The sequence below is a fragment of the Rhodococcus sp. MEB064 genome, assembly GCF_000834565.1.
In the GTDB taxonomy this organism is placed as follows: Bacteria; Actinomycetota; Actinomycetes; order Mycobacteriales; family Mycobacteriaceae; genus Rhodococcoides.
The window spans coordinates 15809-42022 of record NZ_JXQS01000015.1; the positions used below are offsets into that span (position 1 = coordinate 15809).

The window sequence follows — 26214 nt, forward strand, 5'->3', positions numbered from 1 at the left end:
TCGCCGCCGGCATTCCCGGTGACGACTCGCCCTCGGATCGGCCGCCGCGGAGGACCCCGCCGACACCCGGAAGAAGTCCGCCACGACGACCGGACGCAACCGTGAGCACTCACCAGAGGTGAGCGGTCCGTCCTGCGGCGCCGACGGACTGGGCCTAGAGTCCGACGCGTGCCCGCCCGCCGCCGATCAGTCCTGCTCGCGCAGCTGACGATCGATGCTCCCGGCGGGTCCCAGAGCGTCATTCTCGACGAGCTCCGCCGCGTCGTGCTGTCCGGTGACGCTCCGCCAGGGACGCCCATCCCGCTCGGCGAGGTGGCCGAGCTCTTCGGGGTCAGCCGGATCCCGGTGCGTGAATCGCTGAAGACGCTCATCGGCGAAGGACTGGTCGACCACCGCCCGAACGCGGGATACACGGTGGCGCAGTTGACGTCGGCCGAGCTCCGCGAGATGTACATCGTCCGCGAGGTGTTGGAGACTGCCGCACTGGCGGCCTCGGCGCAGACGGCGACCGAGCAGGACCATGCGCTGGCCGTCGCCGTCGACGCGGAACTTCGCGGTTCCATCGACGATCCGTCGAAGTACCACCGGCTGAGCCGCGAGTTCCACATGGCTCTCGCGCGCCCGTCGGGAATGGGTCGACTCCTCCACATGCTCGGTGCGGCATGGAACATCACCGAACCGCTGCAGCCGATGGTGCACGTGGCCGGTGCCGACAGGGCTGCTCTGCACGCCGATCACCAGGACATGCTGGACGCGTTCGTCGCGCGGGACACCCCGGCACTGCTCGCCGCCGCGTCGCGTCACCACGACCGCCTGAACGTGGTGATCTCCCGGATCGGAGACGAGGCCGGGTTGCGTCCCGACCCCTGACGGCAGTCGCGAAGATATATCGCCGGCGTCACGAATGCGAAATACTTCGGCACTACTTTTACGTCATTCGCACTCCGCATCTTCGGTGATCAGGAGAAGTACATGACGCAGACCGTTCCGCATTCGGGTCCGTTCGACCCGCCACCCGGCGCAAAGCCGGGAGCCCATGATCTGGTCGAAGCAGCCGGCCACCCGGTCGGCGGGGGTCTGATCAAGGACAGCTATCACCCACGCCTGACGAACGACGATCTCGCGCCGCTGAAGAAGCAGACGTGGAGCTCGTACAACCTGTTCGCATTCTGGATGTCGGACGTGCATTCCGTCGGCGGATACGTCACCGCCGGTAGCCTTTTCGCGCTCGGTCTCGCCAGCTGGCAGGTTCTGATCTCGCTGCTCGTGGGTATCTCGATCGTCTACTTCTTCTGCAATCTGGTCGCCAAACCGTCTCAGGTGACGGGAGTGCCGTATCCGGTCATGTGCCGGAGCGTCTTCGGGGTCCTCGGCGCCAACATTCCCGCCATCATCCGCGGATTGATCGCCGTTGCCTGGTACGGAATTCAGACATTCCTGGCGTCCGCCGCGCTGGACATCGTGCTGATCAAACTCTTTCCCAGCCTCGGAAAGTATGCCGTCGTCGGGGATTACGGCTTCCTCGGACTCTCACTCCTGGGCTGGGCGAGCTTCCTGTTCCTGTGGGTGGTCCAGGCGGCAGTGTTCTGGCGCGGCATGGAGTCGATCCGCAAGTTCATCGACTTCTGTGGTCCCGCCGTCTACGTCGTGATGTTCCTGCTCTGCGGATACCTGATCTGGAAAGCAGGGTGGAGCGCGATCGACCTGAACCTCGGCGGTGTCGTTCACACGGGGTGGAGTTCGGTGCCCGTGATGCTCGGCGCGATCGCCCTGGTGGTGTCGTACTTCTCGGGTCCGATGCTCAACTTCGGTGACTTCTCGCGGTACGGGAAGTCGTACGGAGCGGTCAAGCGCGGCAACTTCCTCGGACTGCCCGTCAACTTCCTCGTCTTCTCCATTCTCGTCGTGGTCACGGCGTCGTTGACCGTGCCGGTGTTCGGCGAACTGATCACCGACCCGGTCGAGACGGTGGCCCGTATCGACAGCACCTTCGCCATCGTGTTGGGCGCGTTGACGTTCACGATCGCCACCATCGGCATCAACATCGTCGCCAACTTCATCTCCCCGGCCTTCGACTTCTCCAACGTCGATCCGCAGCGCATCAGCTGGCGCGCCGGCGGCATGATCGCCGCGGTCGGGTCGGTGCTGATCACGCCGTGGAACCTCTACAACAACCCGGACGTCATCCACCTGACTCTCGAGACGCTGGGGGCGTTCATCGGACCACTGTTCGGCATCCTCATCGCCGACTACTACCTGGTCCGCAAGCAGAAGGTGACCGTGGACGAACTGTTCTCGATGGAGAAGACCGGACAGTACTGGTACTCCAAGGGATACAACCCGGCTGCCGTGTACGCCACCGTCGTCGGCGCCGTGGTCGCCATGTTCACGGTGCTGTTCAACGGCGCACTCGAGGGTATGGAGATCGCCGGCATGTCCACCGCGTCGAAGTACAGCTGGTTCATCGGCTGCGTCCTCGGATTCGTCGTCTACTACGTGCTGGCGACCAAGACGAAGCTCGCGGTCACCAACTTCGACGCACCCGTGTCGAGCTAGCATCACGACGTGCTCATCAAGGTCATCAACCCCAACACCACGTGGTCGATGACCGCCACGATCGAACAGTGTGCCCGGGCCGTCGTCGGCCCGGGCACACGCGTCGAGGCGGTCAGCCCGTCGATGGGACCGGCATCCATCGAAAGTCATTACGACGAGGCTCTGTCCGTCCCCGGAATTCTCGACGAGATAGCGAAAGGCGAGAAGGACGGAGTCGACGGATACGTCATCGCCTGCTTCGGTGACCCGGGGATGGATGCAGCGAGGGAGCTCGCGAGCGGACCGGTCGTCGGAATCGCCGAGGCCGCCATGCATGCCGCCAGTTTTCTCGGGCGGGGCTTCAGCGTGGTCACCACGTTGGGGCGCACCGTCGGTCGCGCACAGGATCTGGCCGACCACTACGGATTCGCGCGGGCGTGCCGCGGGATTCATGCCTGCGAGATCGCCGTGCTGGACCTCGAGACCGATCCCGATGCCCTGAAGATCATCACCGAAGCGTGCCGTACGGCCGTCGAGGTCGACGGATCCGACGCGGTGGTCCTCGGATGCGCAGGGATGGCAGACCTGTGTCGGCACATCTCCGACGAGATCGGCGTCCCCGTCGTCGACGGCGTCTCCGCCGCAACACTGTTCGTCCAGTCGCTGGTGACACTGGGACTGCGGACGTCCCGACGCGGCGAGTTCGCGCAGCCTCTCCCGAAGACGTACACCGGCCTACTGGCCGGGTTCACCACCGGCGAAGAGTGATCGCAGGAACAACTCCTGGACACCCGGTGCGCCCCGGGTCGTCCTCGGCGGCTGGGCATCGAGTCCCCGCACCTCGGTGTGGAGGTGCTCCATGGTGACGTCGAGACGATTGGCGACGTCGGCCGCGTCCTGCAATTCGTCGCGGATCGACCGGGGCACCTCGCCGTCGTACTTGTAGAAGATCTTGTGCTCCAGGCTGGCCCAGAAATCCATGGCGACGGTACGAATCTGCAGTTCGACGTAGACGTGCTCGACCCGGTCGGACAGGAACACCGGGATCTCGACGGTCAGATGCAGGCTTCGGTACCCGTTGGGCTTCGGGTCGGCGATGTAGTCCTCGAAGTCGAGGATTCGGACGTCGTTCTGCGACGCCAGCATGTCCTTGACCCGGTAGGTGTCGGCAATGAAGCTGCAAGTGATCCGGACGCCGGCAATGTCGAACAGTCCCGCGCGTAGGGCGGGGAACGTCAGCGGGATGTTCTTGCGAACGGCCTTCTGCACCATGCTGCGCGGCGATTTCAGCCGCGACACCACGTGCTCGATCGGGCTGTAGGAGTGCAGATGCGTGAACTCTTCCTTCAGGATGTCGATCTTGGTGGTCAGCTCGTTCATGCCGAATTGGTACGACATCATGAACCGGGTGAAATCCTCACGCGCAGCAACGAGATCGGACAGTGCCGGCTCCGCTGCGCTCATCGTGCGCCCTCGGTGAGAACCTTCTGCATGCGTATCGACGAGGTCTCGTAGCCGAGCGATTCGTACAGCCGTCGACCCGCCGTATTGAATCCGAAGACGTTGAGCCCCAACACGGTTCCGCCGAACGCGGCGACCTCCTGCTCGGCCAGCAGCATGGCGGCACGGCCCAGACCCCGTCCGCGGTGGGGCTCGTCGATTGCGATGTCCCATACCCACCAGTCGGTGGTGTTGCCGAGAGACTGCGGACCGATCCACAGCGACCCGACGCGCTCGTCCCGTTCCATCACGTCGAACACGTGGTGGTGGGGAGCGGGTTCTCCGGCCGCGAAGTACGCCGTGAAACTCTGCTCCGCATTGTCGGTGGCCTGCTCGAGCGTCTCGCCGGAACGCACACGGTCAGCCCGGTACTCACTCTTGCTCTCCTCGATCCATGCGGGAAGGCGATCGGCGGCCATCGGGGCCAAGGACACGTCGGCGCGGTTCGGGCTGCTCACGGTTCCAGTGTCCCGGGTGGCCTCGCGACGCGCCGACGAGCGGTGCTCCGATGGTTGACGTGTCCACTTCCGGGTATTTACCCGGTTGTGAGCGCACTGTCACGCCGCCCGGAGCGGCCGTCCGGCGGACGCCCCGAGAGATCTCTCACCGCCGTCGCCGACGCGGCAGGCGGCCGCCTCACCTCTCCTGTCGAGTCCGCCACGGTGAACGATCTGTGTGACGACTCGCGCGCAGTCCAGCCGGGCGACCTGTACGTGGCGCTGCCCGGCGCGAGGTGGCACGGCCTGGACTTCGAGCAGGACGCCGTTCGAGCCGGAGCTGTCGCGGTGCTCAGCGATCGACCGGCGTCGTCGCTGCCCACCATCGTCGTGCCGAACCCGCGCGCCGTCGTCGGTCCGCTCGCGGCCTGGTTCCACGGCAGCCCGTCCACTGCGCTGACGATGTTCGGCGTGACCGGCACCAACGGTAAGACCAGCACGACGCACTTCCTGCACGCCGGGTTACGAGCAGCGGGAGTACACGCCGGGGTGATCTCCGGTGTCGCCGTCAGCGGCGGAGGCACGGACGAGACTCCCGTCCGCACGACTCCCGAGGCCACGGTGCTGCAGCGCACCCTGTCGACCTTCGTGCACAACGGATGCAGCGCGGCGGCGCTCGAGGTGTCCTCGCACGCCATCGCCCAGCATCGGATCGACGGAGTCGAGTTCGAGGTCGCAGCGTTCACCAACCTCGGACGCGACCACCTCGACTTCCACACCACGATGGAGGAGTACTACCGGACCAAGGCGTCACTGTTCGCGCCCGACCGCACCCGGCGTGCCGTGATCGGGATCGACGACGACCACGGACGCCGTCTCGCGTCGGAGTGCGCGGTGCCGTCGGTGACGTGTTCGACGCTCGACCCGGGTGCCGACTACTACGCCGACCGCATCGACTGCACCAGCCACCGGACCCGGTTCGTCGCCCGCACCCCGATCGCCGACATTCCGATGTCACTCCAGGTGCTGGGTCCGCACCAGGTGTCCAACGCTCTCGTCGCGCTGGCATCGCTCATCTCGGGCGGCGTCGACGCCCACCGCGCCGCGGCGGGGATCTCCGCGCTGCACAGCATTCCGGGTCGGTGCGAGGTCGTCGCGGCCGGCCAGGATTTCGCCGCCGTCGTCGACTACATGCACAACGTGTCCGGCCAGCACGCGATCCTCCCCTACCTCCGCAGCACGACGACGGGTCGGCTGGTGTTGGTCATCGGTGCGACCGGTGACCGCGACGTCGGCAAGCGGTTCGAGATCGGTGCGACCGCAGCCCGGTACGCCGACGACATCGTGGTGACCGACGAGAGTGCCAACGGTGAAGATCCCGCCGCGCTGCGCGCCGACGTCCTCCGCGGTGTGCGGTCGGTCGGCCGCGGGGTGCGAGTGGTCGAGGTCGCAGATCGTCGCACCGCCTTCGAGCATGCCGTGGCGTCGGCAGGCCACGGCGACACGGTGGTCGTCGCCGGCCGGGGCAGTGACACCTGGCAACACTTCGGCGGCACCTCGGTGTACTTCGACGACCGCGCCGAACTCCACGACGCCATCGTCGCGCTCACGCCGGCCACCCTGCGCTGACCCGGTCAGGTGTCGCGCTGGAACCGCTCGTCGATACGTGCCACCTTGTAGTAGGTCAGGGATCCGATCCAGACGACCACGAACGTGACGACGACCACCTGTCCCGCGAGGTTGAGATCGATGGCGGCGACCAGGTCCCAGACACCGCCGGTGAGCCCGAACTCGTCGCCCAGCAAGGTCAGGATCTGCACACTGCCGATGACCAGTGCCACGAAGATCGACAGGCTCGTCATCGTGATGTTGTAGTAGATCTTGCGCACCGGGGTGACGAAGGCCCAGCCGTACGCCTTGGACATGAAGACGCCGTCGAGGGTGTCCATCGTGGACATGCCTGCAGCGAAGAGGACCGGGAGCGCGATGATCGCCATCGGCGGCAGCCCGCCGGCGATGGCCGTCGTGCCCGCGACGGCGAGGAGACCCACCTGGGTGGCGGTGTCGAACCCCAAACCGAACAGCAGGCCCAGCGGGTACATCTGCCACGAGTGGTCGATCATCGTGTCGTAACGACCCCGGAAGATGCGGTTCATCAGGCCACGCTTGGCCAGCAGGTGATCCAGCGTCTCCGTGGAGATCTGCCCAGATCTCGCTGTCCGCCACACCTTCACGATGCCCAGGAGCACCGCGATGTTCAGCGCGGCGACGACGTACAGGAACGTTCCCGACACGAGCGTTCCGATGATGCCGCCCGTTCCCGCGAACGCCTCCTGGAACGCCGTCGCGCGGGACGCCGCGAACGCGATGGCCGCGACGAAGACGAAGACGACCGTCGAGTGCCCGAGGGAGAAGAACAGCCCCACTGCGAGAGGACGCTTGCCCTTCTGCAGCAGGAAACGCGTCGTGTCGTCGATCGCGGCGATGTGGTCGGCGTCGAACGCGTGGCGCATGCCGAGCGTGTAGGCCAGCGCCCCGGCGCCCGCGTAGACCACGGCACCGTCGGAACCGGTCAGTCCGTGGATCGTCGGGATGGAGTCGTAATGGAGGAAGAAGCCCCAGCCGATCACGTGCAGAAGAACCAGCACGCTCGCCATACCCAGCAGGCGGGGGATCTCGTCGCGCGTGAAGCGTGCACGACCCGTCACGTCACCTACCGCAAGGTCCGTATCCACCGGCCCGATACTTCCCTATCCGGGCACCGTTCGCCGAGTGGGGTCAGGCGGGTCGGTCCGACCGCAGGGTCGTCGTCACGACGGCGCCGAGAGCCAGCGCCACGACGGCCGAGCCGTACACGGTGGCCGTGACGAGCAGGCCCGCGGAATGGATGGCGACACCCGCGACGATCGCCGGCACGCTGAAGGCGAGGTAGCTCAGGACCAGCGTCGTGGCGAAGACGCTGCCCCGATGCTCTGCGGGCGCGATCAGTCCGATGATGCTCATGGCGCCGAGGAACGTCGCGCCCCACCCGAAACCGGATACCGAGGTTCCGACGAAGTACAGCGGCGCGGACGCGATGTGCAGTCCGATCACGTTGAGGACGATGCCGACGGCAAGGGTCGACGCTCCGGCGATCATCGCCGTCCGAGGGCGCAGCCGGCGTGCCGATGCGGCGCCGAGTGCTCCGGCGGTGAACATGGCGAAGATGTCCAACCCACCCACGACCGCGCCGCGGAATCCGAAGACGGACCCCATGATGGAGGGCCCCAGCGACAGGTGGAAGCCACCGAGCGACCACGTCGCCACCAGCGCGGGAATCACCGGCCAGAACCGTGAGCGGATCGAGACGGGCAGTCCGACGCGGGGAGTCAACACCCGCACGACGTGTCGACGGTCGGTGAAGCCGGATCGGACAGCGGACTCGGGGACGGCGACGATCAACGCGGTCAGCACCAGGAGCGCCGCGCCGATGAGCACGTAGACCAGCGTCGTCGGTGCCGGGGCGAACTGCACCAACAGTCCGGCGCCGATGCCGCCCGCGCCCAGACCGAAGGCCGGGGCGACCGAGCTGACGAGCGGGCCGAGCGTGTCCGTCGGCTGCAGGTCGATGATGGCGGCGGTGAGCGCGCCCATGGCCGCACCTGCGGCGAGACCCTGCACGATCCGTGCGGCGATGAGCCATCCCACGCCGTCGGCAAGGACGAAGACGACCTGGCTGGCGACGAGCAGCAGCAACGATGCGACCACGACGGGCTTGCGACCGAGGTGATCCGACAGCGATCCCACCGTGAGCAACGCGGCCAGCAGCGCGAACACGTACACCGCGAAGACGATGGTCAACGTGGAGGCGCCGAAACCCCACTGCGCCTGGTAGACGGGGTAGAGAGGGGACGGAGCCGCGGACGACGCCATCACGGCGAAGAAGACGATCGCGACGACCCAGAAGCCGCGTGTCCTGGTCATCCATCGAGGTCCGACCGTGCCGACGTCGGCCTTGTCGACCACTGCTCCGTCACGCACCGTCATCGAGAATCCCTTCCGTGGCGGCACCCCGACGCAGTCGTTTGCTCGGGTAACCGTCGGGGTCAACCGGCCGGACCCCGTCCTGATTCCCGACTCGGTCAGATTCCTGCGGGTGCGAGCAGTGCGCGGCCGGCGGCGAACCGCAGGGCGCTCTCGGGGAGGGTGCCGGCGCGTCCGGACAGCGTCACCGACAGCGACCCTGATCCTTCATGCTGAATGTCGACCTCGTCGAGCCGGCGGAGCGTCTGCGCGGCGACGGCCTCGGCGCTGTCGAACATGCGGACCGACGGGTCGAGCGATGCCATGATCTGGTCGGCGACCAGCGGATAGTGGGTGCACCCCAGCACGATGGCCTGGACGTCGTCCGGGGTGCGCTCGGCGGCCGAGGCGATGGACGCGCTGATCGCGTCTAGATCACCGCGGTCGATGGCGTCGGCGAGACCGTGGCAGGCGATCGCGGCGACGGATGCGGATCCGGCGAACTCCTGCACCAACCTCGCCTGGTACGCGGAGGCCGTCGTGGCGGCCGTGGCCCAGATGGCGATCGAGTCATGATCGCGTGCAGCGGGTTTGACCGCGGGAACGGTGCCGATCACGGGTACCGACCCCAACGCTGCACGGGTCCCGTCGAGCGCGATGACGCTGGCCGTGTTGCACGGCAGCACCACGACGTCCGCACCCTCCTCGACGGCCCGCACGGCCGTCTCCACGACTCGCGCCAGCGTCCACTGGGCGGGCTTGGGTCCCCACGGTGCGTTGTCCGGGTCGAGGTAGAGGTGCAGATCGAGACCCGGACGCAGACGACGCAGGTGCGCTGCCGTGGGCAGCGACCCCAGCCCCGAGTCGATCAGTGCGACGTTCACGGCCCTCAATCTACCGGTCCCGTCGCACCGGAACGGCGCAGGTGAGCGCCGCGGTCGCGCAACGCGCAGACTGTATCGATGACCGCACCGCTCGAACCCGAACAGGCCGACCTGATCGCCGCGGCCGTCCTCGAGGTTCCCGGTGTCGCGGGACTGCACGCAGGCATCTTCGGCGAAGCCGTGACAGTGCTGCCCGGCCGCCGTATCGACGGCGTCGTCGTCGGTCACGAGTCGTGCTCGGTGCACATCATCGTGCGCTACCCCGGGAATCCCGATGCCGTGGCACTCGCGGTCCAGGAAACCCTCGCCCGCACGGTCCGCACACCCGTCGTCGTGACGGTGGAGGACCTCACCGTCGATTGACTGGAACCTCTCCAACTCGGGTTGCTGCACAGCAGCTTTCACGACCAGGGTTGATCCGATGCGCCGAACGGGATCGGCGCATCGGACGAGAGGACACTCATGATCATCGGGTCCGTAGGCCGCATCGTCGGCTCTGCACTCACCGTCGTCGCGACGTCGGCGGTAATGCTCGCGCCGACCGCCACCGCTGCTCCGCCGGGCGCTCCGCCCATCGCGCAGGCACGCGCACAGGGTGTGGGAGCGACGGTCACCGTATCGGGGACGATCACGACGCCCCCGGGCGCGTTCGAGTCCAGCTTCTTCGACGTCGGGTTCGCCGTCGAGGACCGGACGGCCGGCATCTACATCAGCGCGGCCGAGAGATCGACCCTCGGCATCGGAACAGCCGTCACCGTGACGGGGACGCTCGCCGATCAATCCGGGTTGCTCGTGGTGAAGCCCACCGCGATAACGCCGATCGGACCGGCCGATCCGGTGGCCCCGCGACGCGTCGTCACGCGGGTGATCGGGGAGTCGACCGAGTCGTCACTGGTCACCACGGTCGGTCGGGTGACCTCCCCGGTCCTCGACGACCTGCCGTTCGGTCGGAAGTTCACCATCGCCGACCAGAGCGGTGAGACCACCGTCTACATCAACACGCAGACAGGTATCGACACGTCCGCCGTGCGAGTGGGGTCGGTGGTCCAGGTGACGGGCATGAGCAGCCAGTACGAGGACCACTACGAGATCGACGCCCGGTTCCCGGCGGATCTCGTCGTCCAGCCCTGACAGCCGAAACGCCGAACGGCGCCCACCCGCGAGGGTGAGCGCCGTTCGGTGTGTGGAGCAGGTGTTACTTGTTGATCTTCGTGACGCGTCCGGCGCCGACGGTACGTCCACCCTCACGGATGGCGAACCGCAGGCCCTCGTCCATGGCGACCGGCTGGATCAGCTTGACGGACATCTCGGTGTTGTCACCGGGCATGACCATCTCGGTGCCCTCGGGAAGGGTCACGACGCCCGTCACGTCCGTGGTACGGAAGTAGAACTGCGGGCGGTAGTTGTTGAAGAACGGGGTGTGGCGACCGCCCTCGTCCTTCGACAGGATGTATGCCTGGCCCTCGAACTCCGTGTGGGGAGTCGTGGTTCCGGGCTTGACGACGACCTGTCCACGCTCGACATCTTCGCGCTTGATGCCGCGGACGAGGAGGCCGACGTTGTCGCCCGCCTGGCCCGAGTCGAGCAGCTTGCGGAACATCTCGATACCGGTGACGGTGGTCTTGGTCGACTTCTCCTTGATGCCCACGATCTCGACATCTTCGTTGACGTTGACCGAGCCGCGCTCGATACGACCGGTGACGACGGTGCCACGACCGGTGATGGTGAAGACGTCCTCGACGGGCATGAGGAAGGGCTTCTCGGTCTCACGGACGGGGTCCGGAACCGAGTCGTCCACTGCCTGCATGAGCTCCAGAACCGACTCGCCCCACTTCTCGTCGCCCTCGAGGGCCTTGAGTGCGGAGACCTTGATGACGGGAGCGTCCTCGTCGAACTCCTGTGCGGCGAGGAGCTCGCGAACCTCCATCTCGACGAGCTCGATGATCTCGTCGTCGTCGACCATGTCGGCCTTGTTCAGTGCAACCAGGATGTACGGCACGCCGACCTGGCGAGCGAGCAGGACATGCTCGCGCGTCTGGGGCATGGGGCCGTCGGTTGCTGCGACGACGAGGATCGCGCCGTCCATCTGTGCCGCGCCGGTGATCATGTTCTTGATGTAGTCGGCGTGGCCGGGAGCATCGACGTGTGCGTAGTGACGCTTCTCGGTCTGGTACTCGACGTGGGAGATGTTGATCGTGATACCACGAGCCTTCTCCTCCGGAGCCTTGTCGATCTGGTCGAAGGCCGACGCCTCGTTCAGGTCCGGGAACTTGTCGTGCAGAACCTTGGTGATTGCAGCCGTCAGTGTCGTCTTACCGTGGTCAACGTGACCGATGGTGCCGATGTTGACGTGCGGCTTGGTCCGATCGAACTTCGCCTTGGCCACTGTGTCCTCCTGGACTGTTATTGCCTGCGTTATGCAGCATTACGGATGTACTTACGGGTGGTGCGGTGTGACGAGTGGTACCTGGTCCAGCTTCGGAGACTTATTCTCCGGTGGCCTTCGCGATGATCTCCTTCGAGACGTTCGAGGGAACCTCTGCGTAGGAATCGAAGACCATGGAGTAGTTCGCGCGACCCTGGGTGCGAGACCGCAGGTCACCGATGTAACCGAACATCTCCGACAGCGGAACCAGCGCCTTCACGACACGGGCACCACTGCGTTCCTCCATGGCCTGGATCTGGCCACGGCGGGAGTTCACGTCGCCGATCACGTCGCCCATGTACTCCTCGGGCGTGATCACCTCGACAGCCATGAGGGGCTCGAGGATGACCGGACCGGCCTTACGGGCAGCTTCCTTGAAGGCCTGCGAGCCCGCGATCTTGAACGCCATTTCCGACGAGTCGACATCGTGGTACGCACCGTCGAGAAGCGAGAGCTTGACGTTCACCAGCGGGTAGCCGGCGAGAACGCCGTACTGCATGGCATCCTGCGCGCCGGCATCCACGGACGGGATGTACTCGCGCGGGATACGACCGCCGGAGACCTTGTTCTCGAACTCGTAGGTCGCGCCGTCCTCGCCGATGAAGGGCTCGAGGGCGATGATGACCTTCGCGAACTGGCCGGAGCCACCCGTCTGCTTCTTGTGGGTGAATTCCTGCTTCTCGACCGTCTTGGTGATGGTCTCGCGGTAGGCCACCTGCGGCTTGCCGACGTTGGCCTCGACCTTGAACTCGCGACGCATGCGGTCGACGAGGATGTCGAGGTGGAGCTCGCCCATGCCGCCGATGACGGTCTGGCCGGTCTCCTCGTCGAGCTTGACCGAGAACGTGGGATCCTCTTCGGCCAGCTTCTGGATCGCCGTGCCGAGCTTCTCCTGGTCGGACTTGGTCTTCGGCTCGATCGACACCTGGATGACCGGGTCCGGGAACGTCATCGACTCGAGGATGATCTGGTTCTGCGGATCGCAGAGCGTGTCACCCGTCGTCGTGTCCTTCAGACCGATCACGGCGTAGATGTGGCCGGCGCTCGCCGTCGCGACCGGGTTCTCCTTGTTGGAGTGCATCTGGAAGAGCTTGCCCAGACGCTCCTTCTTGCCCTTGGTCGAGTTGATGACCTGCGAGCCGGAGTCGACCTTGCCCGAGTACACGCGCACGTACGTCAGCTTGCCGAAGAACGGGTGCGTGGCGATCTTGAAGGCCAGAGCCGCGAAGGGCTCGTCCGCCGACGGGAGACGCTTGATCTCCTTCTCCTCGTCGCCGACGGCGTGACCGATGGTCTCGGCGACGTCGAGCGGGGACGGGAGGTAGTCGATGACCGCGTCGAGCATGGGCTGGACGCCCTTGTTCTTGAACGCGGAGCCACACAGGATCGGGTACAGCTCGGAGTTGACCGTCATCTTGCGGATGGCCGTCTTGACCTCGTCGATGGTCAGCTCGTCACCACTGAAGTGCTTCTCCAGCAGTGCCTCGTCCGACTCGGCGACGGTCTCGAGCAGCTCGGTGCGGTACTGCTCGGCCCGCTCCTTGAGCTCCTCGGGGATCTCGACGGTCTCGTAGGTCTCGCCGAGCTTGGTCTCTCCGCGCCAGACCTTCGCGTTCATCTCGATCAGGTCGACGATGCCCTCGAAGCTGTCCTCGGCGCCGATCGGCAACTGGATGACCAACGGCTTGGCGCCGAGGCGATCCTTGATGGTCTGCACGGTGAAGTAGAAATCTGCACCGAGCTTGTCCATCTTGTTGACGAAACAGATGCGCGGCACGTCGTACTTGTCGGCCTGACGCCACACCTGCTCGGACTGGGGCTCGACGCCCTCCTTGCCGTCGAACACCGCGACAGCGCCGTCGAGGACGCGGAGCGAACGCTCCACCTCGACGGTGAAGTCGACGTGCCCGGGGGTGTCGATGATGTTGATCTGGTTGTCGTTCCAGAAGCACGTCGTGGCAGCAGACGTGATGGTGATGCCACGCTCCTGCTCCTGCTCCATCCAGTCCATGGTGGCTGCGCCGTCGTGGACCTCACCGATCTTGTAGGAGATACCGGTGTAGAAGAGGATGCGCTCGGTAGTGGTGGTCTTACCGGCATCGATGTGGGCCATGATGCCGATGTTGCGGACCTTGTTCAGGTCGGTCAGCACGTCCTGTGCCACGAATTCATCCCGCCTTGGTGTTGAGAGAAGTGAGTCGAAGTGTCAACGCTCGGGCGGCGTCGGATGTTTCCCGACGCCCCCGAAACGCGATCACCAGCGGTAGTGCGCGAATGCCTTGTTGGCTTCCGCCATCTTGTGCGTGTCCTCGCGACGCTTGACTGCTGCGCCGAGACCGTTGCTGGCATCGAGGAGCTCGTTGGCCAGGCGCTCGACCATCGTCTTCTCGCGACGAGCGCGGGAGAACGACACGAGCCAGCGCAGAGCCAGCGTGGTGGAGCGGCCCGGACGAACCTCGACCGGGACCTGGTAGGTGGCGCCACCGACACGACGGCTGCGGACCTCGAGGGCCGGCTTGACGTTGTCCAGTGCGCGCTTGAGCGTGACGACGGGATCGGTGCCCGTCTTCTCGCGTGCCTGCTCGAGAGCCTGGTACACGATGCGCTCTGCGGTGGACTTCTTGCCGTCCATCAGGATCTTGTTGACGAGCTGCGTGACCAGCGGGGACCCGTAGACGGGATCGTTGATCAGCGGGCGCTTGGGTGCTGGGCCTTTACGTGGCATGTCAGCTCTTCTCCTTCTTGGCGCCGTACTTGCTGCGAGCCTGCTTGCGAGCCTTGACGCCCTGCGTGTCGAGCGAGCCACGGATGATCTTGTAACGCACACCCGGGAGGTCCTTCACACGGCCACCGCGAACGAGCACCATCGAGTGCTCCTGCAGGTTGTGACCCTCACCGGGGATGTAGGCCGTGACCTCCACCGAGGTGGTCAGGCGGACGCGCGCGACCTTACGGAGAGCGGAGTTCGGCTTCTTCGGGGTGGTGGTGTACACGCGAGTGCACACACCACGGCGCTGCGGACTGCCCTTGAGGGCAGCGGTCTTCAGCTTCGCGACCTTGTCGGTGCGACCCTTGCGGACCAGCTGGTTGATTGTTGGCATGAACCGGCTTTCTTCGTGTCGATGATCAGGGATCAAGCAGTTGGGGCAAGAGAACGCTGCCCCTCACCCAGTAGTGCTTCCGCGGGATCGTGCACCCCGCGGTCGGGTGTGTCGCATACCCCCACACGGCAGCCGTTGTTGCTTGCTCGATAGGAACACGAGCACGGCTGTACCTCGCATAGGCACACAGACGTACCGGCTAGGCCGGGCACGACCTGTAACGGTACCCGGCGGCGCGCCTGATGGTCAAAACGGCCCGGCATCGGGTAACGCGTGCGCGCTGTCGACAGTACGAACTCTCAGGCCGACAGGTTGAGCGAGAGCTGCATCAACTTCGTCGCCGCCTGGCACGGATCGGTGGGATTCCCGGGCCGGTACTGCACCCACCAGCCGATGACCCCGGTATTCGGCGACTGCGCCGCCACGCCGCACGACGCCGGGTCGTCCGGTTGACGGATCTCGAGGGCCTTCCGCGAGGACACCTCGACGTCGGTCACCGTCCACCCCATCCGCTCGTTGGCGTCCTTCTCCGCGGCCAGCGATCCGGTCTCGAACCAGTCGAAGGTCACCTTCACCGCGCCGCCCGGGCCGGTCAGGTCCCACCGGCAGATGGCGCCGATGAATCCTTGGTCGATCGCGTCGCCGCCGACCACGTCGGCGATCTGCTCCGGCGTGACCGTGTTGCACTCTTCGAGCAGTGACTGGAACTCGCCGCCGTCGGTATCGATCCCCTCGGCCACCGCACGACCCTCGATGGTGGTGCCGCATGCACTCAGCACCAGCGCGGCGCCGGCCAGCATCGGTACGACTTTCCTCACTGCGCACGCTCCGCAACCGTCTCGAGCAGGCCCCGTGCGACAGCGCACGGATCGGCCGTCGGCACACTGTCCGCGTACATGACAGAGAAGTGCACGAAGTCGTCTCCGTACTGCAGCCCGTTCTCGCACAGATAGGTCTGGCCCGTCGCGTTCTCCGACCTGGCCTCGAACCCGGGCTGGCCGTCGATCTCGATGTCCTCGGCCGGGCGCCCGATGAGCTCCGAGCCCATGCGCTCGCGTCCGATGGGACTGCCGCGGTACCAGGAGAAGCTGACGGACGGACCCGTCGGACCGGACGTCTCCCACTCGCATCCCACCGAATTACGGGTCACGACAGCAAAAGCCGGCACGGCGAACGCGGCGAGCACCTCGTCGTCGGTGAGGCCGCCGCAGACTCCGAAGAACGGGCCGGGACCTTCCGACGCGGTGGTGGCCGGGGTGTCGGACGCAGTGTCCCCCGACGCTCCCGAACAGCTCGCGAGGGCGACCGCCGCACCCGCGATCGCAACTGCGAGGCGGGCGGAGGTCATGGCTGCGACTCTATCCGAGAGGGGGTCCGGTCAGGTGGCGTCGACGGACAGGGAGGCGTCGAGAACCGATGCCCACACCTTGACGATCTCGCCGCGGCGACGGGAGTCGTCGCTGAGCACGTCGGCGAGGCCGAGCCCGCGCGCCAGGTCCAGAGTGGCCTGCACCAGCCTGTGGGTGCGGGGGTCGCTGTCGTCGGCGCCGAGGTGGTCGACTGCCGTGCGGTGCGCGACGCGACCGAACTTCTCCTCCAGCGGGAGAACACGGGCCCGCATCTCGGGATCCGCGGCGGCCGCGGTCCACACCTGGAGTGCGGCCCGGAAGATCGGGCTCGTGTAGTAGTCCACCAACCGCGTGACGACGGCCTCGGTGCGGCCGGGACCCTGAGGCAACGCCACCGCTTCGGCCCGCGCCTGGGCCATGCGGGTGTCGAACATGTACTCCAGCGCCGCGGTGATCAGGTCTTCCCGCGTCGGGAAGTGGTGCTGGGTCGCGCCGCGGGAGACCCCGGCACGCTCGGCCACCACGGCTACCGTGGTGGCACTCCACCCGTCCTGTGCGAGCGCGTCGATGGTCGACTCGAGCAGCTTGAGCCTGGTCGCCCGGCTGCGGTCCTGCTTCGGACCGCGTGCGTCACTCGTCCGTCGGCTCGCGGGAAGTGTCGACACTGCGAGTCTCACGATCCTTCCGCGCGGGGCGCCGCCCACGCGGGCGGACGTTTCTGGAGAAAGGCCATCATCCCCTCTCGCGCCTCGTCGGATGCGAACAGCCCGGCCGACTGCTCCGCGAGGCGGTCGGCGTGGAGATCGAAATCGGCGAGCATCGACGCGGTGGTGAGCCGCTTCGACTCCGCCAGACCCTGCGGCGACGACGGACGGATCGCGTCGAGCAGCTCGGCGACCGTCACGGACGTGTCGGCCGCCGCCTCGGTGATCAGCCCGATGGCCTCCGCCTCGTGCGGACCGAACGTCTCGGCCGTGACGAAGTAGCGACTCGCCGCGCGCGAGGTCATCCGCGGGAGCAGGGTGAGCGAGACGATCGACGGTGCCAGACCGAGACGCGCCTCGGTCAACGCGAACGTGCTCTTCGGTCCGGCGACCACAAGATCGCACGCGCCGACGAGCCCCATACCGCCGGCGCGCACGTGGCCGTCGATCTTCGCGATCACCGGTTTCGGCGTCTCGAGGACGGCTCGCATCACGGTGACCATGAGGCCGGTCCGAGACTCGACCGATGAACCGGTCTCGCTCAGATCGGCTCCGGCACAGAAGGTTCCGCCGGTGTGCGTGACGACGACGGCTCGGACGCCGGGATCCGCCCCCGCCTCCCTCAACCCGTCGGTGAGTTCGGTGACCAAGGCCGTCGACAGGGCGTTGCGGTTGCGCGGAGTGTCGAGAGTCAGCGTGGTGACGGCGTCCACCGTCTGCGCATCCACCGCCATCAGTAGCTCTTCGGCAGGCCCAGCGAGTGCTGGGAGACGAAGTTGAGGATCATCTCTCGACTGACCGGGGCGACACGGGCGATGCGCGCCGCGCCCAGCATCGACGCCAGGCCGTACTCCTCGGTGAGGCCTGCGCCGCCATGCGTCTGGATCGCCTGGTCGATGGCCTTGATGCTGGCCTCGGCGGCTGCGTACTTGGCCATGTTGGCGGCCTCGGCGGCACCGAAGTCGTCGCCGCTGTCGTAGAGCGCCGCGGCCTTCTGCATCATCAGCTTGGCCAGTTCGAGTTCGATCTTGCACTGCGCGAGCGGGTGGGCGATGCCCTGGTGCGCACCGATCGGGCTCTTCCACACCGTGCGCTCGTTGGCGTACTTCACGGCGGCGTCGAGCGCGTAACGGCCCATGCCGACGGCCATCGCCGCACCGAGGATGCGCTCGGGGTTCAGGCCGGCGAACAGCTGCATCAGCGCCGCGTCGGGCTCACCGACCAGCGCGTCGGCAGGGAGCCGGACGTCGTCGAGGAAGAGCGTGAACTGGTGGTCGGGCTCGATGATGTCCATGCGCATCTGCGTCTTGTTCAGCCCCGGCGCGTCGGTCGGGACGATGAACAGCGCGGGCTTGAGCTTGCCGGTCTTGGAGTCCTCGGTGCGCGAGACGATCAGCACCGCGTCGGCCTGGTCCACACCGGAGATGTAGATCTTGCTTCCGCGGAGAATCCAGTCATCGCCGTCGCGACGCGCGGTGGTGGTGATCTGGTGGGAGTTGGATCCGGCGTCGGGCTCGGTGATGCCGAAGGCCATGATCGCGGAGCCGTCCGACAAGCGCGGCAGCCACGACTGCTTCTGATCGGCCGTGCCGTACTTGGCGATGATCGTGCCGCAGATGGCCGGGCTGACGACGACGAGCAGCAGACCTGCACCGAAGGACGACATCTCCTCCTGCACGAGCGCGAGCTCGTAGATGCCGGCACCGCCGCCGCCGTACTCCTCGGGGAGATTCACACCCAGGAAGCCGAGCTTGCCGGCCTCGTGCCACAGCTCGGTGAGGGCTTCGCCCTTTCGCGCCTTGGGCAGGACGTAGTCGATGTAGTTGTGACGCTTGCCCAGCCCGGCAACCGCGGCACGGAGGCTCTTCTGCTCGTCGGTCTCGATGAAGCTCATGACTCGTTCTCCTCTGGTTGAGCGTCGCTCACGACTGCGAGCACCGCATCGACTTCCACCTGCTGTCCCACCGTGACGTTCAGTTCCGTCACCACACCTGCTGCCGGGGCCGTGATCGTGTGTTCCATCTTCATGGCCTCGAGCCACAGCAGGGGCTGCCCTGCCGTGACCGTGTCGCCGACGGCCGCACCGACACGCACGACGCTGCCGGGCATGGGCGCCAACAGCGACCCTGCCGCGACGATCTCGCTCGGATCGACGAACGTCGGCACCCGCTCCAGCCGTACCGGCCCCAGCGAGGAATCGACGAACACGTCGCCTCCGTACGCGGCGACGTCGAACGTGCGGCGCACCCCGTCCGCGACCAGCACCACGTGATCGGCGCTCGACTCCACCAGCTCGCATTCCGCGAGGTCGGTGACCAGGCCGGTGCGGGCCAGTCGGTACTCGGCGACGATCTCGGTCCCGTTCACGGTGTAGGCCTTACGCTGCGGTACCGACGGCATGTTGCGCCAGCCGCTCGGAAGCGACCGGCCGACAGTCGCGCTCGCGCGTGCTCCTGCGGCGTCGGCCAGGGCGGCTGCGAGCGCGGACAGTCGCACTCCTCGCTCGTCCACGAGAGGTTCGGCCAGGACGGCCAGATCGTGGGTCGCGAAGAACGCGGTGTCGGTGTCGCCCGCCAGGAACGCCGGATGCCGCAGCACCGTCACGAGGAGGTCCCGGTTCGTGCGGACACCGTGGATCCGAGCGCGTGACAACGTCTTCGACAGGATGGAGGCCGCCTGCTCGCGCGTCGGCGCGAACGAGATCACCTTGGCCAGCATGGGGTCGTAGTGCGTTCCGACGACGCTGCCGCTCACGATGCCCGAGTCGACCCGAACGCCGGTGCGGTCCAGCACCTCGAACTCCGCGGCGGAACCGAAGTCCACGTGATGGACGACGCCGCTCTGCGGTTGCCAGTCCTTGGACGGGTCCTCGGCATAAAGGCGGACCTCGATCGAATGACCGCGGGACGCGGGTTGCTCGGTGGGCAGAGCACCACCTGATGCGACGTGGATCTGCAAGGCGACGAGGTCGAGCCCGGTGGTGCACTCGGTCACCGGGTGCTCCACCTGCAGGCGGGTGTTCATCTCGAGGAAGTAGAAGTTGCCTCGATCGTCGCTGAGGAACTCGACTGTTCCGGCGCCCTCGTAGTCGAGTGCCTCGGTGGCCAGGCGCGCGGCGTCGAAAAGCTTCTCGCGCATGCCCGGCACCCGCTCGACGAGGGGCGACGGAGCTTCCTCGACGACCTTCTGGTGACGACGCTGGATCGAGCACTCACGCTCGCCCACCGCCCACACCGTTCCGTGTCGGTCGGCCATGACCTGGACCTCGATGTGTCGGCCCGTCTCGAGGTACCGCTCACAGAACACGGTCGCATCGCCGAAGGCGGACAATGCTTCCCGCGACGCCGCATCGATCTCGTCCTGCAGCGACGCCAGCTCGCGCACCACGCGCATGCCCCGGCCGCCGCCGCCCGCGGACGCCTTGACCAACACCGGCAGGTCGTCGGCGGTCACGGTCTCGGGGTCGAGGCGGTCGAGCACCGGGACGCCGGCCCTCTGCATCATGATCTTGGACTCGACCTTGGAGCCCATCATCTCGATGGCCTTCACCGGCGGACCGATCCATGTCAGACCCGCGTCCATGACGGCTCTCGCGAATCCGGCGTTCTCGGAGAGGAATCCGTAACCGGGGTGGATGGCATCGGCGCCGGCGCGCTGCGCAGCCTCGATGACCAGGTCGCCCCGCAGGTAGGTCTCCGACGACGCGGATCCCGGTAGCCGGACGGCGACGTCGGCGTCGGCGACGTGCGGTGACGCGGAGTCCGGGTCGGAGAACACGGCGACCGTGTCGATGCCCTCGGCGCGGCAGGTGGTGAAGACGCGGCGGGCGATCTCGCCGCGGTTGGCGACGAGTACTGACGAAATGGTCATGACGTCACATCCGGAAGACACCGAAGTTGGCGGTGCCTTCGATCGGGGCGGAAGCGATGGCCGACAGGCACATCCCCACCACCGTGCGGGTATCGCGGGGGTCGATGACGCCGTCGTCGTAGAGACGCCCGGACAGGAACATGGGCACCGACTCGGCCTCGATCTGGTGCTCGATCATCGCGCGCATCCCGGCGTCGGCTTCCTCGTCGAACGCCTGTCCGCGAGCCTCGGCGGAGGCGCGGGAGACGATGGAGATGACACCGGCGAGTTGAGCCCCGCCCATGACCGCCGACTTGGCACTGGGCCACGCGAACAGGAAGCGCGGATCGAATGCTCGACCGCACATGCCGTAGTGACCGGCGCCGTAGGAGGCACCGAGGAGAACGGAGATGTGCGGGACGGTGGAGTTGGAGACGGCGTTGATCATCATCGCTCCGTGCTTGATCATCCCGCCCTCCTCGTACTCCTTGCCCACCATGTAGCCGGTGGTGTTGTGCAGGAACAACAGTGGGGTGTTCGAGCGGTTCGCCAGCTGGATGAACTGCGTCGCCTTCTGCGATTCCTCGCTGAAGAGCACCCCGCGGGCGTTGGCCAGGATGCCGACCGGGTAGCCGTGCAACTCGGCCCACCCGGTGACCAGCGACGATCCGTAGAGGGGTTTGAACTCGTCGAAGTCGCTGTCGTCGACGATGCGCGCGATGACGTCGCGCGGGTCGAACGGCACCTTCAGGTCCGCGGGCACGATGCCGAGGAGCTCTTCCTCGGAGTAGCGCGGCGGCATCACCTCCGCGCGCGGCGACGGACCCTGCTTGCGCCAGTTCAACCGGGACACGATGTTCCGGCCGATGCGGATGGCGTCGCGTTCGTCGACCGCGAGGTGATCGGCCAGACCGGACGTGCGAGCGTGCATCCGCGCGCCGCCGAGGGACTCGTCGTCGGTCTCCTCGCCTGTGGCCATCTTGACCAGCGGCGGACCGGCCAGGAACACCTTCGAGCGTTCCTCGATCATGACGACGTGGTCGGACATGCCGGGAATGTAGGCACCGCCGGCGGTGGAGTTGCCGAACACCAGCGCGACGGTGGGAATGCCTGCCGCCGACAACCGTGTGAGGTCGCGGAAGATGCGGCCGCCGGGAATGAAGACTTCTTTCTGGGTCGGCAGATCGGCGCCGCCCGACTCGACCAGCGAGATGACCGGGAGCCGGTTCTGCATCGCGATGTCGTTCGCGCGCAATGTCTTACGAAGGGTCCACGGGTTCGACGTGCCGCCCCGGACGGTGGGGTCATTGGCGACGATCAGGCATTCGACACCGCTGACGGTGCCGATGCCGGTGACGACACTGGCGCCGACCGGAAAGTCGGTACCCCATGCCGCGAGAGGACACAGTTCGAGGAACGGGGAGTCCGCGTCGACGAGGAGCTCGATGCGCTCGCGGGCCGTCATCTTGCCGCGTCCGCGGTGACGGGCGACGTACTTCTCGCCGCCGCCGCCGAGTGCCTTCGCGTGCTCGGCCTCCACCTCGGTGAGCTTGGACGTCATCGTCTCGGCGGCGGACGCGTACGCGTCGCCGACGGTGTCGAGACGTGAGACGAGTGTCGTCATGCGGTGTACCCCAACCTTTTCGCGGCCAACGACGTCAGGATCTCGGTGGTACCTCCGCCGATGCCGAGGATGCGCATGTCGCGGTATTGACGTTCGACCTCGGTCTCCGCCATATACCCGAGACCGCCGAACAACTGCACAGCCTGCGACGCGACCCATTCACCGGCTTCGACGGCGGTGTTCTTGGCGAAGCACACCTCGGCGATGCAGTCGTCGCCCTCCTCGACGTACCGGTCGACCAGGGCATGGGTGTAGGTCCGCGCGACGTCCACCTTGCGATGCATCTCGCTGAGAGTGTTCTGCACTGCCTGTCGTGCGATCAGTGGCTTGCCGAAGGTCGACCGGTCCCGTGTCCACGCGACGGTGAGGTCCAGGCAGCGCTGCGCGGAGGCGTACGCCTGCGCCGCGAGACCGGCACGCTCGGACACGAAGGCCTGCGCAATCTGGGCGAAGCCGGAATTCTCTGCGCCGACCAGGTTCTCGACCGGAACCCGTACGTCGGTGTACGACAGCTCGGCAGTGTCCGATGCTCGCCAGCCCATCTTGTCGAGCTTGCGGGACACCTCGAATCCCGGTGTGTCCCTCTCGACGACGAGCAGCGAGACGCCGGCGGCGCCGTCTCCCCCGGTCCGCACGGCGGTGACGACGAAGTCCGCCCGGCAGCCCGAGGTGATGTACGTCTTGGATCCGTTGACGACGTAGTGGTCACCGTCGCGGACCGCACGGGTGCGCAGATGTCCCACGTCGGATCCGCCGCCCGGCTCGGTGATGGCGAGCGAGCCGATCAACTCGCCCTCGATCGTCGGGGTGACCCACTTCGCGATGTGGTCGGGGTTGTTCGCGACGACCATGTGCGGCAACGCGATTCCACAGGTGAACAGAGATGCGAACACTCCGCCAGATGCCCCTGCCTCGTGCATCTCCTCGCAGATGACGGTGGCGTCGACGAGCGTGCCGCCTCCACCGCCGACGGACTCCGGGAACGGAGCGCCGAGGAGCCCCAGCTCACCGGCCGTGCGGTGCAGACTGCGGGGGATCTCGCCGTCGCGCTCCCACTCGGCGAGATGCGGGAGCACCTCGCGGTCGACGAAGCCGCGCACCGTCTTGCGCAGTTGCTGACGGTCGGGTCCACCCCAGGCACTCATGCGATTCCTCTTTCTGCACGGTCGGATACGGGAAGCAGTGATGCGGGGATCGGGACGTGGCGCGAGCGCAGCCATTCTCCGAGCCCCTTGGCTTGAGGGTCGAAGCGGGCGCCGGATGCGACGCCCTCCCCGAGAATCCCCTCGATGACGATGTTGACGGCCCGCAGGTGCGGGAACTCGTAGCGGCGCACGGTCGACACCGCGGCCTCGGGGAGCAGGTCGACGATGCGGTCGTCGGTGAGAGTGGTGCGGAGCCAGTCCCATTCGGCGTCCGTCCGGACCCAGACGCCGACATTGGCGTTACCGCCCTTGTCGCCACTGCGCGCCGCCGCAAGGGTGCCGAGCGGCAGGTCGCGCGTGGGCTCGCCGATCGGTTCGGCCGGCTCCGCCGTGACGGACTCCTCGGGTGCGGGTTCGACTGTCACCGACGGTGGATCGATGTCCACGCGGGTTCCGTCGGGCAACACCGCGACGTGCTGCGGCACCGCCTGATCGACGTAGCCGGCCTCGAAGACGCCGTACGGCGAGCCTTCGGCGGGCGGTGCCGTCACGCAGAATCCGGGGTAGCTGGCCAGTGCGAGTTCGACTGCGGCGGAGGAGAACGCGCGGCCGACCTTCTTCGGATCGGAGTCCCGGACCACGACTCGCAGCAGAGCGCTCGCAGCCTCCTCGGTGTCCGCGTCGGCGTGGTCGGTACGCGCGAGGGTCCACTCGACGTCGCGCGGAGGCGCGGTCATCGCGGCCGTCATCTGGCCGCGCACCAACTCGGCCTTGGCGTCGATGTCGAGGCCCGTCACCACGAACGTCATCTCGTTCCGGAACCCGCCGAGCGTGTTGCGGGAGACCTTCAGCGTCGACGGCGGCGCCTCACCCCGTACGCCGGTGATACGTACGCGGTCGGGCCCGTCGTCGGACAGCCGCACGGTATCGAGCCGCGCGGTGACGTCCGGGCCGAGATAGCGGGGACCCGTGACCTCGTACATCAGCTGCGCGGTGACCGTACCGATGCTGACCGCACCGCCCGTTCCCTCGTGTTTGGTGATGACCGAGGAGCCGTCCGCGTGAATCTCCGCGATCGGGAATCCCGGGTGCCGCAGATCGGCGATCTCGGTGAAGAACGAGTAGTTGCCCCCGGTGGCCTGGGTGCCGCATTCGATGACGTGGCCGGCGACCACGGCGCCCGCGAGCGGGTCCAGATCCTCGCGGCCCCAGCCGAACCGGGATATCGCGGGGGCGACCACGACGGACGCGTCGGTCACGCGGCCGGTGACCACGACCTGCGCGCCCGAGTCGAGGCACCGTGCGATGCCGAACGCTCCGAGGTACGCATTGGCGGTGAGCGGCGATCCCAGTCCCAGCTCGTCGGCACGGGCGTGGAGATCGTCACCCTCCACATGGGCGACGGACACCTCGAGCCCGAGCCGTTCGGCCAATGCGCGGATCTCCGCGGCGAGGTGGGCCGGTGCCAGACCGCCCGCGTTGCTCACCAGCGTGACGCCCTTGTCGATGGCCGTGCCCAGGCAGTCCTCGAGCTGGCGGAGGTACGTCTTCGCGTACCCCTTGGCCGGGTCCTTCATCCGATCGCGGCCGAGGATGAGCATCGTCAACTCGGCGAGGTAGTCGCCCGTCAGGTAGTCGAGGTCTCCCCCGTCGAGCATCTCGCGCATCGCCGACAGGCGGTCACCGTAGAAACCCGAGCAGTTCCCGACCCTGATCACGTCCGTCATGACGCGACCCGCTTGGCGCGACCGTTGCCCGGCGCACCGGCGAATGCCTGCGCGAGGGTCAGCCAGGTGGACGCGTCGTCGCCGACGGCGGTCAGGTCGGTGTCGTCACGATGGATCCGCTGGGTGACGAGGAGGCAGAAGTCGAGCGCGGTTCCGGTGACGCGCTGCTCCGCGTCCTCCGGCCCCCAGGTCCACACGTCCCCACCGGGTGCGGCGAGCTCGACGCGAAAGGGCGCGGTCGGTGCAGGGATGTCGCGGACGGCGTAGGCGAAGTCGCGAGTGCGGACTCCGATGTGCGCGACGTGGCGGAGCCGATCCGTGGGTTCGCGGACGACGCCGAGAGCGTCGGCGACGTCCTGGCCGTGAGCCCAGGTCTCCATGATGCGAGCGGTCGCCATCGAGGTCGCGCTCATCGGTGGACCGAACCAGCGGATCTTCACCCCTGCCGGGACCTGCGGCAGCACGTCGAGAAGCTGCGTTCGTCCCAGACGCCACCGGGACAGCAGCGTGCTGGTCTGCTCGGCGGCCAGTTCCGCGGCGGCGGTGTCCACGAACGACGCGGGGTTGCCCCACGCGTCGGCGATCACCGCGTCGAAGGCCGTCGTGGCCTCCTCGTCACCGCCGGCACCGGCCGTGGTCAGGGCCGCGACATGGTCGGTCCAGTGCAGATGCGCGATCTGGTGCGCGACTGTCCAGCCTGCCGCGGGGGTGTCGGAGCGCCATCCCTCTTCTCCGGCGTCGGTCACGAGGGCATCGAGGGCGTCGCCCTCCGCACGGAGGTCGGCCAGAAGTGCATCCAGATCTGCCATGCCGAGAACAGTCGCATCAGCCCGACAAAAAAGCAAGCACGCTTGCTTGTTCTCTTTGTGATGCAGCACAAACAAACACGGGCTACCATCCATCCGCCGATCAGGTACGAAAGCCTGGCTTAC

At 67.0% G+C, this 26214-nt stretch carries 25 protein-coding genes; 6 read left to right on the forward strand and 19 right to left on the reverse strand.

Annotated features, from left to right (window positions below; genetic code table 11):
- Nucleotides 1-168 precede the first annotated feature (168 nt).
- The 3 genes from RU01_RS07875 (at nt 169) to RU01_RS07885 (ending at nt 3303) form a co-directional block, all read left to right on the forward strand.
- Nucleotides 169-870 (forward strand): GntR family transcriptional regulator, encoded by a 702-nt coding sequence (locus tag RU01_RS07875; RefSeq protein WP_042573993.1) that lies wholly within the window; start codon nt 169-171, stop codon nt 868-870.
- 102 nt (nt 871-972) lie between these two features.
- Nucleotides 973-2556 (forward strand): NCS1 family nucleobase:cation symporter-1, encoded by a 1584-nt coding sequence (locus RU01_RS07880; RefSeq protein ID WP_042573994.1) that lies wholly within the window; start codon nt 973-975, stop codon nt 2554-2556.
- A gap of 9 nt (nt 2557-2565) precedes the next feature.
- Nucleotides 2566-3303 (forward strand): aspartate/glutamate racemase family protein, encoded by a 738-nt coding sequence (locus RU01_RS07885; RefSeq protein WP_042573995.1) that lies wholly within the window; start codon nt 2566-2568, stop codon nt 3301-3303.
- Here the strand turns inward: RU01_RS07885 and RU01_RS07890 are convergent.
- Nucleotides 3271-3999: a GTP pyrophosphokinase gene (locus RU01_RS07890; protein ID WP_082042968.1), complete on the reverse strand. Its 729-nt coding sequence runs from the start codon at nt 3997-3999 to the stop codon at nt 3271-3273. The genes RU01_RS07885 and RU01_RS07890 overlap by 33 nt on opposite strands.
- On the reverse strand, nt 3996-4493 hold the full coding sequence (locus tag RU01_RS07895) for a GNAT family N-acetyltransferase (protein ID WP_197074717.1): 498 nt from the start codon (nt 4491-4493) through the stop codon (nt 3996-3998). The genes RU01_RS07890 and RU01_RS07895 overlap by 4 nt, the downstream gene beginning before the upstream one ends.
- 87 nt (nt 4494-4580) lie before the next feature.
- Here RU01_RS07895 and RU01_RS07900 point away from each other — a divergent pair, with 87 nt between their 5' ends.
- Nucleotides 4581-6101, forward strand: a complete 1521-nt coding sequence (locus RU01_RS07900; protein ID WP_231568637.1) for a UDP-N-acetylmuramoyl-L-alanyl-D-glutamate--2,6-diaminopimelate ligase — start codon at nt 4581-4583, stop codon at nt 6099-6101.
- A 5-nt stretch (nt 6102-6106) separates the two neighbouring features.
- On the opposite strand, the gene RU01_RS07905 is transcribed toward RU01_RS07900, so the two are convergent.
- The 3 genes from RU01_RS07905 to RU01_RS07915 form a co-directional block, all read right to left on the reverse strand.
- Nucleotides 6107-7180: a HoxN/HupN/NixA family nickel/cobalt transporter gene (locus RU01_RS07905; protein ID WP_231568638.1), complete on the reverse strand. Its 1074-nt coding sequence runs from the start codon at nt 7178-7180 to the stop codon at nt 6107-6109.
- A gap of 70 nt (nt 7181-7250) precedes the next feature.
- Nucleotides 7251-8498, reverse strand: coding sequence for an MFS transporter (locus RU01_RS07910; protein ID WP_042573996.1), 1248 nt, complete (start codon nt 8496-8498; stop codon nt 7251-7253).
- Between the two features lie 95 nt (nt 8499-8593).
- On the reverse strand, nt 8594-9358 hold the full coding sequence (locus RU01_RS07915; protein WP_042573997.1) for a glutamate racemase: 765 nt from the start codon (nt 9356-9358) through the stop codon (nt 8594-8596).
- A 78-nt stretch (nt 9359-9436) separates the two neighbouring features.
- Here RU01_RS07915 and RU01_RS07920 point away from each other — a divergent pair, with 78 nt between their 5' ends.
- The gene (locus RU01_RS07920) at nt 9437-9721 is read left to right on the forward strand and encodes a hypothetical protein (protein WP_042573998.1); all 285 of its coding nucleotides are present in this window, start codon (nt 9437-9439) and stop codon (nt 9719-9721) included.
- Between the two features lie 99 nt (nt 9722-9820).
- Nucleotides 9821-10489, forward strand: a complete 669-nt coding sequence (locus RU01_RS07925; RefSeq protein WP_042573999.1) for a hypothetical protein — start codon at nt 9821-9823, stop codon at nt 10487-10489.
- Between the two features lie 64 nt (nt 10490-10553).
- On the opposite strand, the gene tuf is transcribed toward RU01_RS07925, so the two are convergent.
- The 14 genes from tuf to RU01_RS07995 all read right to left on the reverse strand — a co-directional run bounded on the left by tuf (nt 10554) and on the right by RU01_RS07995 (nt 26091).
- Entirely contained in the window at nt 10554-11744 is a 1191-nt protein-coding gene (tuf, locus tag RU01_RS07930) for an elongation factor Tu (protein ID WP_042574000.1), read from the reverse strand.
- A 100-nt stretch (nt 11745-11844) separates the two neighbouring features.
- Nucleotides 11845-13947, reverse strand: coding sequence for an elongation factor G (fusA, locus tag RU01_RS07935; protein ID WP_042574001.1), 2103 nt, complete (start codon nt 13945-13947; stop codon nt 11845-11847).
- A 90-nt stretch (nt 13948-14037) separates the two neighbouring features.
- Nucleotides 14038-14508: a 30S ribosomal protein S7 gene (gene rpsG, locus RU01_RS07940; RefSeq protein ID WP_042574002.1), complete on the reverse strand. Its 471-nt coding sequence runs from the start codon at nt 14506-14508 to the stop codon at nt 14038-14040.
- Nucleotide 14509: 1 nt separating this feature from the next.
- Nucleotides 14510-14884: a 30S ribosomal protein S12 gene (gene rpsL, locus RU01_RS07945; RefSeq protein WP_042574003.1), complete on the reverse strand. Its 375-nt coding sequence runs from the start codon at nt 14882-14884 to the stop codon at nt 14510-14512.
- Between the two features lie 299 nt (nt 14885-15183).
- A complete protein-coding gene (locus RU01_RS07950) occupies nt 15184-15684 on the reverse strand; it encodes a DUF3558 domain-containing protein (RefSeq protein WP_042574106.1) in 501 nt (166 codons plus the stop codon).
- 14 nt (nt 15685-15698) lie between these two features.
- The gene (locus RU01_RS07955) at nt 15699-16232 is read right to left on the reverse strand and encodes a DUF3558 domain-containing protein (protein ID WP_042574004.1); all 534 of its coding nucleotides are present in this window, start codon (nt 16230-16232) and stop codon (nt 15699-15701) included.
- Nucleotides 16233-16262: 30 nt separating this feature from the next.
- Nucleotides 16263-16910 (reverse strand): TetR/AcrR family transcriptional regulator, encoded by a 648-nt coding sequence (locus tag RU01_RS07960; protein WP_231568639.1) that lies wholly within the window; start codon nt 16908-16910, stop codon nt 16263-16265.
- Nucleotides 16907-17671, reverse strand: a complete 765-nt coding sequence (locus RU01_RS07965; protein ID WP_042574005.1) for an enoyl-CoA hydratase family protein — start codon at nt 17669-17671, stop codon at nt 16907-16909. The genes RU01_RS07960 and RU01_RS07965 overlap by 4 nt, the downstream gene beginning before the upstream one ends.
- Complete coding sequence (locus tag RU01_RS07970) at nt 17671-18831, reverse strand: acyl-CoA dehydrogenase family protein (RefSeq protein ID WP_042574006.1); 1161 nt, start codon at nt 18829-18831, stop codon at nt 17671-17673. Before RU01_RS07970 ends, RU01_RS07965 begins: the two co-directional genes overlap by 1 nt.
- Nucleotides 18828-20807: an acetyl/propionyl/methylcrotonyl-CoA carboxylase subunit alpha gene (locus tag RU01_RS07975; protein ID WP_042574007.1), complete on the reverse strand. Its 1980-nt coding sequence runs from the start codon at nt 20805-20807 to the stop codon at nt 18828-18830. The genes RU01_RS07970 and RU01_RS07975 overlap by 4 nt, the downstream gene beginning before the upstream one ends.
- A 4-nt stretch (nt 20808-20811) precedes the next feature.
- Complete coding sequence (locus tag RU01_RS07980; protein WP_042574008.1) at nt 20812-22410, reverse strand: acyl-CoA carboxylase subunit beta; 1599 nt, start codon at nt 22408-22410, stop codon at nt 20812-20814.
- A complete protein-coding gene (locus RU01_RS07985) occupies nt 22407-23555 on the reverse strand; it encodes an acyl-CoA dehydrogenase family protein (RefSeq protein ID WP_042574009.1) in 1149 nt (382 codons plus the stop codon). The genes RU01_RS07980 and RU01_RS07985 overlap by 4 nt, the downstream gene beginning before the upstream one ends.
- On the reverse strand, nt 23552-25282 hold the full coding sequence (locus RU01_RS07990) for an acyclic terpene utilization AtuA family protein (protein WP_042574010.1): 1731 nt from the start codon (nt 25280-25282) through the stop codon (nt 23552-23554). The genes RU01_RS07985 and RU01_RS07990 overlap by 4 nt, the downstream gene beginning before the upstream one ends.
- Entirely contained in the window at nt 25279-26091 is an 813-nt protein-coding gene (locus RU01_RS07995; protein ID WP_042574011.1) for a TIGR03084 family metal-binding protein, read from the reverse strand. Before RU01_RS07995 ends, RU01_RS07990 begins: the two co-directional genes overlap by 4 nt.
- Nucleotides 26092-26214 lie beyond the last annotated feature (123 nt).

Coding starts and splice junctions, on each gene's coding strand:
- RU01_RS07990 (WP_042574010.1), bottom strand. CDS start 25,282: ATGACGGACGTGATCAGGGTCGGGAACTGCTCGGGTTTCTACGGTGAC.
- RU01_RS07970 (WP_042574006.1), bottom strand. CDS start 18,831: ATGAGCTTCATCGAGACCGACGAGCAGAAGAGCCTCCGTGCCGCGGTT.
- RU01_RS07975 (WP_042574007.1), bottom strand. CDS start 20,807: ATGACCATTTCGTCAGTACTCGTCGCCAACCGCGGCGAGATCGCCCGC.
- RU01_RS07880 (WP_042573994.1), top strand. CDS start 973: ATGACGCAGACCGTTCCGCATTCGGGTCCGTTCGACCCGCCACCCGGC.
- RU01_RS07920 (WP_042573998.1), top strand. CDS start 9,437: ATGACCGCACCGCTCGAACCCGAACAGGCCGACCTGATCGCCGCGGCC.
- RU01_RS07950 (WP_042574106.1), bottom strand. CDS start 15,684: ATGCTGGCCGGCGCCGCGCTGGTGCTGAGTGCATGCGGCACCACCATC.
- RU01_RS07955 (WP_042574004.1), bottom strand. CDS start 16,232: ATGACCTCCGCCCGCCTCGCAGTTGCGATCGCGGGTGCGGCGGTCGCC.
- RU01_RS07980 (WP_042574008.1), bottom strand. CDS start 22,410: ATGACGACACTCGTCTCACGTCTCGACACCGTCGGCGACGCGTACGCG.
- RU01_RS07995 (WP_042574011.1), bottom strand. CDS start 26,091: ATGGCAGATCTGGATGCACTTCTGGCCGACCTCCGTGCGGAGGGCGAC.
- RU01_RS07965 (WP_042574005.1), bottom strand. CDS start 17,671: ATGGCGGTGGATGCGCAGACGGTGGACGCCGTCACCACGCTGACTCTC.
- rpsG (WP_042574002.1), bottom strand. CDS start 14,508: ATGCCACGTAAAGGCCCAGCACCCAAGCGCCCGCTGATCAACGATCCC.
- RU01_RS07925 (WP_042573999.1), top strand. CDS start 9,821: ATGATCATCGGGTCCGTAGGCCGCATCGTCGGCTCTGCACTCACCGTC.
- rpsL (WP_042574003.1), bottom strand. CDS start 14,884: ATGCCAACAATCAACCAGCTGGTCCGCAAGGGTCGCACCGACAAGGTC.
- RU01_RS07985 (WP_042574009.1), bottom strand. CDS start 23,555: ATGAGTGCCTGGGGTGGACCCGACCGTCAGCAACTGCGCAAGACGGTG.
- RU01_RS07910 (WP_042573996.1), bottom strand. CDS start 8,498: ATGACGGTGCGTGACGGAGCAGTGGTCGACAAGGCCGACGTCGGCACG.
- RU01_RS07890 (WP_082042968.1), bottom strand. CDS start 3,999: ATGAGCGCAGCGGAGCCGGCACTGTCCGATCTCGTTGCTGCGCGTGAG.